We start from the raw sequence: 12,866 nt of genomic DNA, 5'->3' as shown, positions 1-12,866 counted from the left end.
TAAAACAACGATTCTTCTAATGTTTTTCTATCAACGAACCGATTTATCACACGCCTATAATAAAAAACTATTCTCTCTACTCATTCTTCCATTTATGGAAGAATGAGTAGAGAGAAAAATAAAAACCTCTTAATTTCGATTAAGAGGTTTTTATTTTTTCTCTATTATTCAGCATCTGTATTTTGGTACGCCATCTTAAATAAATTCACTTGGCTATCAATTTCTTCTATACTACTATTAATTATATAATAATAGTCACCATCTTTATTTTGTTCACGTGTTTTCACATTATCGGCTAAAATTAGCTGTAAAATTGCCTTTATTCTCGCTTTCATTTCAATATCTAAAATCGGGAAGGATATTTCTACTCGTTTTTCCATATTTCGCGTCATCAAATCAGCTGAAGATAAATATATTTTTTCATCTCCATTATGATGGAAATAATAAATACGGCTATGTTCTAAATATCTTCCCACAACACTAACTACACGAATATTTTCACTTACATTTGGAATACCAGGTCTTAAACAACATGTCCCTCTAACGATGAGCTCTATCCTTACCCCAGCTTGCGATGCTTCATACATTTTTTTTATTAACGGTTTATCTGTTAACGAATTCATCTTAGCGATAATATATCCATTTCCATATTGTCTATGGTAACGAATTTCCTCATCTATTAACTCCATAAACTGCTCTCTTATATCAAATGGGGCAACAGATAAATGATGAAAATGCGGTTTTTTTGTATAACCACTCAAATAATTAAAGAAATTTGTTGCATCTACACCAAAGTCTTTTCGCGATGTAATATATCCAAAATCGGTATACAACTTCGCTGTTGCATCATTATAATTTCCGGTTCCAAGATGTACAAACCTTTCAATTTTTCCGTTTCTTCTTCTTACAACTAACGTAATTTTACTATGCGTTTTCAAGTGACTTACTCCGTAAATAACGTGACATCCGGCCTGTTCCAATTCTTTAGCCCAATTAACATTATTCTCTTCATCAAACCTCGCCTTTAACTCAACCAATACCGTCACTTGTTTTCCTTTTTCAGCTGCTACCTTCAACGCCTGAATTATTGGAGAATCTCCACTTACACGATATAATGTTTGTTTGATTGCAAGTACATTCGAGTCATCTGCCGCATCACGGACAAAATCAACGACTGGCTGAAACGACTCAAAGGGATGGTGTAATAAAATATCATGTTCTATCGCTTTTTCAAATACATCTTCCTCATCACCTAAATCTTGAGGAGGTTGAGGAATAAGAGCCGGATATACTAGATGTTCATATAAAGGCGCTAATTTTTTATATAAGGAGAATAAACATGTTAAATCTAACGGTCCATCCATCATGTACACATCTTCATCTTTTACTTCCAACACCTCATACAATAACGCTAACACTCTTTCATCAATGTGTTCTTTACCAACTTCTAAACGAACGGCAGCTCCCCACTTACGCTTTTTCAATTCTTTTTCAATTACTTTTAATAAATCGCGTGCACCTTCTTCATGGATTGTTAAATCCGCATTACGTGTAATACGGAAACGAGTAACAGGTGATACGTTATATCCTGTGAATAATTTATGAGTAAAACCACTAATTACATCTTCTAATAAAATAAATTTATGTTTTTGCCCTTCACTCGGTAAAAATATGAAACGCTCCAGTAAAGAAGGCACTTGGACAATTCCTAACTTCGTGCGATTTTCTTCCTCTGCCTGCTTCTCATCGTATAAAATAGTAGCTAAATTCAAGCTTTTATTTAATAACATAGGAAATGGACGATACGCATCAATAGCTACAGGAGTTAACACTGGAAAGATTTGTTCATCAAAATACTCTTCGATAAATTCCCTCTGCTCTTTCGTCAAATCATGGAATGTTAGACGCTCAATCCCCTCTAGTTCAAGCGCTGGCAATACGTAACCTTTAAACGTATCATACTGTACAGTCATTAAGTCATGAGCTTTTATCGCAATCTTATTTAATTGTTTCTTCGGTGTTAAACCTGCTTTATTTTCTGGCTGATTAAATCCAGCACTTACTTGATCTTTCAAACCTGCTACGCGCACCATAAAAAATTCATCTAAATTTGAACTGAAAATACTAATAAACTTTAATCTTTCTAAAAGTGGATTATTTTCATCTTGCGCTTCTTGTAGTACACGTTCATTAAAAGCTAACCAGCTCAACTCGCGGTTATTATAATACGCTGTATCATTTAAATTTACTAAATTCCCCTTTAGCAATTCCATTCTCTTCACACTTCCCTTTGAAACTTTTTCACTATAATTTAGTTACTTTTATTTTATCAAATTATAATATTCCAAAGTGTTAATTTTTCGTAAAGACATCCGTACAACTTAACATTCTGATTCGAATAATAAGTTAATATTCGTTTTCAATACTCTTTCTAGCTGCTTTTTTTGTTTTTCAGCTTGCACTTTTTCTGCTAATGCCGATTGCTCACATACAATTCTAAATGTTAATCCTTCTTTACTTTCTGTTATAGATATCGTTTCAACAAGCGCTCTTTGTCTCACATTTAAAGCGGCTGAAAATTGCAAAACAGCTCCTAATAACCGGATTTTTTTTTGTTCACTTTTATCAAACCACCCTTCAAATGGGGCTAAATGTTGTTTAAATAACATTTTTGATTTGTACGAAGCAATAAGCGCTAATCTAACTCGATCTTTATGCATCATACCGTCAATTGTTTTGTTCGCTAGTAAATAAAACGTATGTAAGCGGCTCGCTTCTTCATCAATGTACTTCCCTATATTAAATACTTTCGCCGCTTGATGGAATATTTCCCAGTCTTTTTCCGACATAGAAATAAGTCCTGCTCCTTCAAGTTGTTTACAAATCAATGTTCCTTGTTTAATAAGTTGAATTACAAATTCCATATCCATTTCGTATTCATATGATAATAAATATAAACTTTCTTCTACTACGTTCGGATAGTACGAAATCCCCAAATTTTTCGCTAATTCTTCATAAAAAACACCTTCTCTTAATCCTTTTTTACTCAATACAAATGCCGATGCCTCTATAAGGTTAACAAGCATATGAAAGACTTCGATCGCTGGAATAATTGTATCTGCTCGATCTTTCGCTAACCCCTCCATCTTTTGAAGCTCTATGAACGACAATTCTTTTAATTCCTCTTTTACATGTTTAATATCTTCTTCTTTCATTTTGTATAAATGTAATCCAGCTATAGGATAACAAATTAAATTTTGATGGATTTTTACCATATTCCTCGCACTCCCCCCAATTGCGATAAGGGGTAATTTTTTATCGATTAACCATGGTAGCGTTCGAAATTGGTACCATAAATAGTTTTTTATTTCCTCTAACTCTTCTGTAGTAGGAATATCACCTTGAATAAATTGTTGCTTTAAAGAAAGTGCTCCAAAAGGAAAGCTATGATATTCTAAAATTTCTCTATTTCGAAAGTATGTAACTTCTGTACTCCCCCCACCAATATCAACTGTAATTCCTTCTGAAAATGAAGTGGAATTCATAACTGCTAAATAACCGTAACGTGCTTCTTCATATTCTGATAAAACTCTAAGAGTAAAATCTGTTTGCCCTTCAACAAGTTTTTTAATTTCATCTTGATTCTCAGCCTGTCTAATTGTTGCCGTTGCAACGCAAAGTACATGATGTAACTTATGGAATCGTGTACTTTCTTGAAATTGAAATAATGTTTGTAATAATACTTCTATTCCTTCTTCACTTAATACACCATTTACTAAATAATTTCTTAACCTAGCGACCACTTTCGTATTTTCAATCTCTTTATAAAAACCCCCGCTTTGTTTTTCATAAATAACTAAGCGCATTGTATTAGAACCAATGTCTATAATGGCATATTGTAGTTTTAATATTTCTTTCAAACTTCTCACTCTTTCATTATCAAATTTCTGAAACATATTCTATCACTATTATACAAAATAGTTGTTTTTTGTAACAATATTGCTTTAATATTGAAAATATATACAATTACTTTTTGCATATAATAAAAACCCATTTTATTTATGCTATAATAAGGAAAACTTGAAAGGAGATTCAATATGAAACCTTCACAACCCCAATCTCAATTACATAATCAACATTCTATTAATAGACTAGCTCAATCTATTTTCGTTGTGAATCGTCATGCTAAAGCTGCCACTAACCCTAAGTACTTATATTGGTTAAAAAAGACTGCTTTAGAACGCTTAATTACTGAAAAAAAGGCTATCAAAGAAGGATTACATTTTTCTAGAAATCCACGTTTTAGTCAACAACAATCCGATGTTCTTATACGTTTAGGTGATTATTTTTTCCATATCCCTCCTACGAAAGATGATTTTCGCACCCTACCGCATCTTGGTCACCTTGAATCCTCCTATCGAAATCCGAAAACAACCTTATCTTTAACAATAGCAAAAAAAACACTTCAAGATTATATTGGTCCTGAAGCATTAAAACAAGAAAAAAAATTAAACGAAGCAGTTCCATGGTATAGCCGTACCTATACAAAAAAATAAAACAGTTTGGCCCATATTAGGCCAAACTGTTTTATTTTTTATCTTCCTTAATTTTAATATTCGCTTGTTTATAGAATGCAACTTTTTCTGTATTATATGATTTCGTATATTCATTAAACTTATCTTTTTCTGTCTCAATATCTTTATATGCTTGGTTTACTAACTTTACTTTCTCGCTAATATCTTTTAATTTTGTACCTTTATCTTGTAGCATTGTATATAATTCTTTTTCTTGCTTTAAAGATTTATTATAGCTATCGTACATCTTTTCGAATGAATCATGTCGTTTCTCATAAGTACTCTTTACTTTATCCGCCTGGTCTTTTAATTTATTATCTTCAATTTTCTTCACATGCTTATCAGCTGACTTCACTTCTTCTTGCGCTTTATTTAAAGCCTCTTTTTCTTTAATAAGAACTTTTTCTCGTTCAGCTGTATTTTTCACTGCTTGATCAAGCTTATCCTTAACAGCCTGATTATTATCTTTTCCTTCTTGGACAATTTGATTATATAATACTTGCCCCTCTTTCTCTAATGACTCTAATTTTTTCGCATCTTCAAACATTGTTTTTTCTTGCTTGGCAGCATTTTCAAATGCAACATATAGCTCCTCTTCTGGTTTTGGGCCGAAACAACCAGCTAGTAAAGTCATTGATAATGCAGTTACAATTGCTAATTTATTATATTTCAACATCTTTTCCTCCTATTAATAAACGATCATCGTGCCAAAAATTCCATGAAAAACATGTAACTTCTTTATCTATTTCACGCTCGCATCTTTTTTACGAAGATCATCAATAATTATTTATACTGCTTGTACAATTTTCGCACTTGAAATTATGTAATATCTTAAAACATAAAGGTATTTACCTTAATCTTACCTACTGCAAGAAACACTATAATGTTTCACCTGATAAAAGATGATCGTTGACCTCTCACGTCTATCATTCCCTTTCTCACTTTCTATCAAATAGCCTCTTTGTCCATTTTACATAGTGCAAAGGTGACCTCGCAACTCTTACAAAGATTCTTTTAATTTCTTAAAAAGGAAAAGTGTAGAGCATGCTTTCCTCTACACTTTTAAAATGAAACGCATTGTGCAAAATGCATTGACACATCCACAGACAATTATATGCTGATTTCATATATTTTTAAAGACTTTTGTTACAAAAAAAAGTTTTCTTGTAACAAAAGACAAAAAAATGTTACAAAAAATTCTTTATATCATACTTCTTCAAATCAAAGTTTCATTCATGACTTTGCAAGTTTCTATAATTATACAATTGATTTTGTGCCTTTCTAAACAAATCTTCAAAAGTTTTCCCTCCTATCGGATAACTTGCAGCCCCAAATAATAGTGTGACACTTAATAAATCATTCGCTATTTCATTTTGAATATTTTTGATTAATCGATTTGTTATTGTTGACTTTTCATAGCCATTATCAATCGCTACAATAACATACTTATTTTCATCCCATTTAGTAACGACATCACCTTTTCGAATTGTCTTTACAATGGTATGTTCCAATTTTTGCACTAACACTTCCAACCTTTTTTCTTGCACTGTGTCTTTTAATTCTTCCCATTCTTTTACAGAAAGAATGTACACTGTAATATTACGAGAATCTCGTTCCGATAAAGCAGCTAATTTCCCCAAAAAATCAACAACAAAATCGTTGCTTGCCATTCCTCCTACTTCCGTATTCATACGCCCACTCTCTCTTTTATCATACCAATGTCCAAAATAGCAGCTTAGTATCATTTGCAACATATAAATAATAAAGACAGTATAAAATGATCGCGAATCCAGTTTTGTAATTACGTCCTGCAGCGCAATCCATTCTGTAACTGCCACTGTATTCCCAAGTAGTAATCCACTTATTTTCCCTTTATATTTCATACTTTCCCTCCCTTCTATACTAATATATGCTTCTATAACAATAATGTTTTTCTACAAAATAAAAAATGTACATATTCCATGTACATTTCTACTTAAGCTCGTATACCTTTTCTATTTTATTTCATATATATACTATATATCGTTTTTAGAAAGGAGTGACCTATATGCCTCAAAAAGAAAATCTATCAGATATTATGCGCTTACTAGCTGGCTTTTTATTATCATTAAACTTACTATTTAACTCTTTCGGAATAAACTTCATTACAAACGATCAAATTGACGCTCTAGTAAATGTTATTTCATTTCTATTCATTCTATATTTTGGATACAAAAATAACTATGTTGGAAAAAAAGGAGTGGAACAAAAGAAATTACTCAAGAAGCACAATCTTCATTAAAGAAGGAACCTTTCGCACAGGTTCCTTCTTATCATTTTCTGACAACCACTTCATTTGTTTGTAGCGGTCCATATGATACTCCTTTATATTGAAATGTATATGTAGCCTGAAATAATGAATTGGGAGGAGCTTTATCTTTATTTGCTTTTATTTGACAAATTAATTCTACCCTTTCACTCGGCGATAGATTATCGATTCGCCACCTTACAAGCTGAAATAAAAACTCACTTATTCCCTTATCTGCTTTTAAAGAGTTTGGGATATACGCGAAATAATCACGAATCATATGACTTACAACTACTCGCGAAATCATTTCAACACCTTTGTTTTCAACTTCAAGTCGAATAATTAGTATGTCATTAACATCATAGATTATCTCATATGAAAATTTTTCTTTATACATACTACGGATTTGCAATGTGACTGCTACATTAGATGCTTCCGTATCCTTTTTAGAACCATCAATCCACAAAACCGGCTGTAACGGTATAGAATACCTTCCTTGATCCGAAATTCGTTTCCATATTTTCATAATATATTCACCTCATTCCAGATATATCATCTATACAACTTTATTCTGCCTCTCGATGCAATAAACTACACTAAGAAAAAATATTGAGCTTGTTACAAACCATTTTAAATTTTTCTTTTCCTTTTATCCTATTCGACAATATAAAGAAAAAACCATTTTTAATAGGTTGACACAGGTTATTCTTTAATTAAATATTTTTTTACAATTTCCTTCCGTAACTACATAAAAAAATAAATTCTTACTCTCTCTTTTCGTCAATATAATAAAATACTTTGGCTTAAGAAAACATTTACCTTTTAGTCAAATTTGACTATAATATAATTTATGATTTCCATCCTTTATATCATGTCAATGCAATTTTTTATAAATGAAGAGGGAACGATACAAACTGTACATAAAGTTTGTACGCATTGCACTAAAAAACTTAAGTTAGTTTAATTTTCATTAAAGGAGGGCTATATTTGGAAGCACAACTTTCAAAAAAAGATTCAAGTAAAACAAAATTTGTTGTTGCTGGTTTACTACTTGGTATTCTAATGGCAGCAATGGATAACACAATCGTCGCAACTGCGATGGCAACGATTGTCGGAGACTTAGGAGGGTTCGACAAATTCGTTTGGGTCACATCTGCCTACATGGTAGCAACAATGGCCGGAATGCCTATATTCGGTAAGCTTTCTGATATGTACGGGCGGAAACGTTTTTATATTGGCGGACTAATTCTTTTCTTATTCGGTTCTGCACTTTGCGGGACAGCATCAAGTATTGAACAACTAAGTATTTATAGAGCCATTCAAGGAATTGGTGGCGGAGCTCTTATGCCTATCGCATTTACAATTATGTATGATATATTCCCGCCTGAAAAACGCGGAAAAATGACCGGACTATTTGGTGCTGTTTTCGGAACATCTAGTGTTTTCGGACCTTTATTAGGTGCTTACATTACAGATTATATAAGTTGGCACTGGGTCTTCTATATTAATATTCCATTAGGACTTATTTCCTTCTTCTTCATTACTAAATACTATAACGAGTCTCTAGAATATAGAAAACAAAAAATTGACTGGGCTGGTGCCATTACACTTGTCATTAGTATCATTTGCTTAATGTTTGCCCTAGAACTTGGTGGTAAGGAATATGCATGGAACTCTAATGTGATTATTGGTTTATTTTCAACTGTTATTATTATGCTTATTATTTTCTTCTTCGTAGAAAGAAACGCAACCGAGCCTATTATTTCTTTCCATTTATTTAAAAAACCTTTATTTGCAGCTAGCCAAGGTGTTGCCTTTTTCTATGGCGCAGCTTTTATCATCTGTACAGTTTATATTCCAATCTTCGTTCAAGGTGTTCTCGGTGGTTCAGCCTCAAATGCTGGATTAATTTTGACACCTATGATGGTAGGATCTGTAATTGGAAGTCAAACTGGTGGACAGTTAGCTTCACGAACAAGTTATCGTAACATCATGATAGTATCTGGAGTTTTCTTCGTTCTTGGTATTTATTTACTAAGTACTTTAACAATGGAAACACCTCGTACACTCGTAACAATGTTTATGGTACTTGCTGGACTTGGAGTTGGATTCTCCTTCTCAGTTTTAAGTATGGCATCTATTCACAAACTAGAAATGAGAGATCGCGGTTCTGCTACATCAACAAATTCATTCTTCCGTTCACTCGGTATGACTCTTGGTGTAACGATTTTCGGTACAATTCAAAATCATGTTTTCACTGATAAATTAAAAGCAGTCTTCCCTCCTGAACTAGCAAAAATGGCTCCTAAAGGTGGAGACACAAGCTTTTTATTATCACCAAATGCTACTGAAAAGCTACCTCCTGAAGTACTGAGCGGCATTAAGGAGGCTCTTGCAACATCTATTGCTAATACGTTCTTCTGGGCACTTATTCCAGCCGTACTAAGTATTATTTGTATTTTACTTATGGGAAATGAGCGCCTCTTCACAGGACCAAAAACGAAACAAAAACAAAAGAAAGTAAGTTAGTATAGAAAAAGAAACGGCATATCCCTTTATGAAAAAGGATATGCCGTTTATAATATGAATAAAGTTTCTATATACAGGAGTTGAGACAGCATGAGTATGAAATTAGTCATTCTCGGCTTGCTACTCGAAGGAGATAAACATCCATATGAAGTGCAGCACATTATGAAAGAACGACACATGGATTATTATATTAAATATGCAAAAGGATCACTGTACTACGCCTTCGAGCAATTAGAAAAGCAAGGTGCAATTCGCATTACAACTATTGTTCGAGATACGAATAGACCAGATAAAACAATCTTTCATATAACAGAAGAAGGTAAACGGCTATTTCACACGTTACTATTAAAACAGTTCGAAGCAAAAAACCAAATATATAAACCGATCTATTCCGCACTCTCTTTTGCTCATTTTGGTGATGATCGAGAGTTAGTTCCTATTTTAGAAAAAAAGAAAAATGATACCGTTCAATATTTACATAAAATGCAAACTATATACGATTGTAGCAAAGGGAACATTCCACGTGCACAACTATACATTTTACAAAGCGTTATTGAGCATATTACCGTTGAATTACAATGGTTAAACACCCTCCTTACAGATGCAGTGGCAGGACGGCTTTCAGAAATTGATATTGATGAAGGTTAAGTTTCCGAAGAAGATAGCCCTCTTCTTCGGAAACTTAACCACAATTTATTTCAATTCTCATACCTTTTCTCCACTTATAAAAATCAGAATATTTAAAATAATAATTAATAAAAAACTTTAGAATTTTCTCTTTTTAAAACAGTGGACAAAATTCAAAAAATTGTGTTAGAATTTGTTTCAATATCATATCGCTTGTTAAATTCCTTTCAAAAGGAAAATAGGTACACGGAAATTTCGTTTCGTGTTTAAAAGGGAAGCTTGGTGCAACTCCAACACGGTCCCGCCACTGTAAATGCTGAGATTTCTTTTCTATGCCACTGTGAAAACGGGAAGGTGAAAGAAATTATATAAAGCATAAGTCAGGAGACCTGCCTGTTTTAACAACACTGATAGACTCACGGATGATGATGAGGTGTTAAAAACAAAAAGGAAGGCTTATTTTTCTATGCCTTTATGCTTTTTGTTATAGGTATTTCCGAGTAAACGGAAATGCTTACTTTCAATTAGGGAGGAATTTAAAATGGCAATTCAAACAAGTAACTTAGGTTATCCACGTATCGGACTACAACGAGAGTGGAAAAAAACATTGGAAGCTTTTTGGTCCAATAAAATTGATGAAGAACAATTTTTAACGACAATGAAAGAAATTCGCCTTCAACACGTCAAAGTACAGCAAGAAAAAGGAATTGAATTAATTCCAGTTGGCGATTTTACATATTATGACCACGTTCTGGATACGGCCTACATGTTAGGATTCATCCCGTCACGTTTTTCAGAGTTTACCTCTTACCTTGATGTATATTTTGCAATGGCACGCGGCTCTAAAGATCATGTTGCTTCTGAAATGACAAAATGGTTTAACACAAACTATCATTACATTGTTCCTGAATATGAAGAAGGATTACAAATCTCTTTAAAAGACAATCGTCCTCTTCGTTTATATGAAGAAGCGAAAAAAGAGTTAGGTGTTGATGGAAAACCAGTTATTTTAGGACCTTATACATTCCTAAAACTAGCAAAAGGTTATAACGAAGAGCAATTTGCCACTATTTTAAAAGAGCTAGTTGCACCTTATGTACAATTATTCTCTGAATTACACGCAGCTGGAGCACAAATTATTCAAGTTGACGAACCAATCTTCGCATCTTTAACAAAAGATGAAATTAATCAAGCGAAAGAACTTTACGAAGCTATTCATAAAGAAGTTCCGAATGCTAATCTTTTTCTACAAACATATTTTGATAGTGTAGAAGAGAACTATGAAGAAATCATTACATTCCCTGTTTCTGGTATTGGATTAGACTTTGTTCATGGCAAAGAAGGTAATGTAAATGCTATTTCAAAATATGGATTCCCAGCCGATAAAATTTTAGCTATCGGTTGTATAGATGGCCGTAACATTTGGAGAGCTGATCTTGATGATGTACTTTCTTTATTTACAACATTACAAAATCAAATCACAGCAAAAGGTTTCATTGTTCAACCTTCTTGTAGCTTATTGCATACTCCAATTGATAAAACAGGAGAAACGCACTTAGCAACTGAATTATTTGATGCACTTGCATTTGCTAATCAAAAATTAGAAGAACTAGTCCTTATCCATTCTGCTCTTACTAAAGGTGTAGACAGCATAAGTAGCGATTTGACAACATATCGTAATGCACATCATGCAATCCGCTCATCAGCTGCACGTAATCGTGAAGATGTAAAAGTGGCACGTACATCACTTAAAGAAGATGATTTCTCACGTCCTCTTCCATTTGAAAAACGATATGAACTACAGCAAGTAGCTTTACAATTACCGTTGTTACCAACAACAACTATCGGTAGCTTCCCGCAAACATCTGAAGTTCGTCAAACACGTAAACAGTGGCGTAACGGCGATATTACAAATGAACAATATAATCAATTCATTGAACAAGAAACTGCAAAGTGGATTCGTTACCAAGAAGATATTGGTCTTGATGTACTAGTACATGGTGAATTCGAAAGAACTGACATGGTGGAATATTTTGGCGAAAGACTTGCTGGTTTCTCCTTTACTAAAAACGGATGGGTACAATCATACGGTTCCCGTTGCGTAAAACCACCTGTTATTTATGGTGATGTTGCCTTTATAAGTGGAATGACTATTAAAGAAACTGTATATGCACAAAGCTTAACAGAGAAAGTAGTAAAAGGTATGCTCACTGGACCTGTCACTATTTTAAATTGGTCATTCGTTCGAAATGATATTTCAAGAAAAGAAGTTTCATATCAAATTGCATTAGCACTTCGTCATGAAATTGAATTACTTGAATCTTCCGGAATTAGAGTAATCCAAGTCGATGAGCCTGCACTTCGTGAAGGTATGCCGTTAAAAGAAAAAGATTGGGATGCATACATTACATGGGCAGTTCAATCCTTCCTTTTAGCAACATCTTCTGTAGAAAATGAAACACAAATTCATACTCATATGTGTTACAGTAACTTCGAAGATATTGTAGATGCAATTCGTGCATTAGATGCAGATGTTATTTCTATCGAAACATCAAGAAGTCATGGAGAATTTATTAATACATTAAAACATACAACATATGAAAAAGGAATTGGTCTAGGTGTATATGATATTCATAGCCCACGTGTCCCAAGTAAAGATGAAATGTTCGCAATCTTAGAACAATCTTTACAAGTATGTGATCCTAAATATTTCTGGATTAATCCAGACTGTGGTTTAAAAACACGAAGAACTGAGGAAGTTATACCTGCTTTAGAGCACATGGTTCAGGCAGCAAAAGAAGCTCGTTCTCTCCTAAAAACAAACGCATAATAAAAAAACGTGTTATCCT

Annotated in this window: 10 protein-coding genes and 1 riboswitch; of the genes, 5 read left to right on the top strand and 5 right to left on the bottom strand. The window is 33.2% G+C overall.

Features of this window, described 5'->3' with window-relative positions:
* Positions 1-164: 164 nt before the first annotated feature.
* A complete protein-coding gene (locus tag JTF23_RS06985) occupies positions 165-2,273 on the bottom strand; it encodes a polyphosphate kinase (RefSeq protein ID WP_002160668.1) in 2,109 nt (702 codons plus the stop codon).
* Between the two features lie 108 nt (positions 2,274-2,381).
* The gene (locus tag JTF23_RS06980; protein WP_204208359.1) at positions 2,382-3,956 is read right to left on the bottom strand and encodes a Ppx/GppA family phosphatase; all 1,575 of its coding nucleotides are present in this window, start codon (positions 3,954-3,956) and stop codon (positions 2,382-2,384) included.
* 141 nt (positions 3,957-4,097) lie between these two features.
* On the opposite strand from JTF23_RS06980, the gene JTF23_RS06975 reads away from it, so the two are divergent.
* Complete coding sequence (locus JTF23_RS06975; protein WP_002160666.1) at positions 4,098-4,556, top strand: YkyB family protein; 459 nt, start codon at positions 4,098-4,100, stop codon at positions 4,554-4,556.
* 31 nt (positions 4,557-4,587) lie between these two features.
* Here JTF23_RS06975 and JTF23_RS06970 read toward each other — a convergent pair whose 3' ends face one another.
* Positions 4,588-5,250 (bottom strand): YkyA family protein, encoded by a 663-nt coding sequence (locus tag JTF23_RS06970; protein ID WP_204208357.1) that lies wholly within the window; start codon positions 5,248-5,250, stop codon positions 4,588-4,590.
* Positions 5,251-5,803: 553 nt separating this feature from the next.
* Positions 5,804-6,457 carry a diguanylate cyclase domain-containing protein gene (locus JTF23_RS06965; protein ID WP_204208355.1) on the bottom strand — a complete coding sequence of 218 codons (654 nt, stop codon included), beginning with the start codon at positions 6,455-6,457 and terminating at the stop codon, positions 5,804-5,806.
* 164 nt (positions 6,458-6,621) lie between these two features.
* Here JTF23_RS06965 and JTF23_RS06960 point away from each other — a divergent pair, with 164 nt between their 5' ends.
* Positions 6,622-6,855, top strand: coding sequence for a phage holin (locus JTF23_RS06960; protein ID WP_002160664.1), 234 nt, complete (start codon positions 6,622-6,624; stop codon positions 6,853-6,855).
* 31 nt (positions 6,856-6,886) lie between these two features.
* Here the strand turns inward: JTF23_RS06960 and JTF23_RS06955 are convergent, their stop codons facing one another.
* Complete coding sequence (locus JTF23_RS06955) at positions 6,887-7,387, bottom strand: hypothetical protein (protein ID WP_002160663.1); 501 nt, start codon at positions 7,385-7,387, stop codon at positions 6,887-6,889.
* Positions 7,388-7,848: 461 nt separating this feature from the next.
* Here JTF23_RS06955 and JTF23_RS06950 point away from each other — a divergent pair, with 461 nt between their 5' ends.
* From JTF23_RS06950 to metE, 3 genes are all read left to right on the top strand, one after another.
* Positions 7,849-9,390, top strand: a complete 1,542-nt coding sequence (locus JTF23_RS06950; protein WP_002145976.1) for an MDR family MFS transporter — start codon at positions 7,849-7,851, stop codon at positions 9,388-9,390.
* Positions 9,391-9,480: 90 nt separating this feature from the next.
* Positions 9,481-10,038, top strand: coding sequence for a PadR family transcriptional regulator (locus JTF23_RS06945; RefSeq protein ID WP_088079298.1), 558 nt, complete (start codon positions 9,481-9,483; stop codon positions 10,036-10,038).
* 202 nt (positions 10,039-10,240) lie between these two features.
* Positions 10,241-10,428, top strand: a riboswitch (cobalamin riboswitch).
* A gap of 130 nt (positions 10,429-10,558) precedes the next feature.
* The gene (gene metE / locus JTF23_RS06940) at positions 10,559-12,847 is read left to right on the top strand and encodes a 5-methyltetrahydropteroyltriglutamate--homocysteine S-methyltransferase (protein WP_204208354.1); all 2,289 of its coding nucleotides are present in this window, start codon (positions 10,559-10,561) and stop codon (positions 12,845-12,847) included.
* The last annotated feature ends 19 nt before the right edge of the window (positions 12,848-12,866 follow it).

It is taken from the genome of Bacillus sp. RIT 809 (assembly GCF_016892495.1).
In the GTDB taxonomy this organism is placed as follows: Bacteria; Bacillota; Bacilli; order Bacillales; family Bacillaceae_G; genus Bacillus_A; species Bacillus_A cereus_U.
Note: the sequence above shows the minus strand (reverse complement) of the source record. Positions and strands in the feature narration are given on the sequence as shown.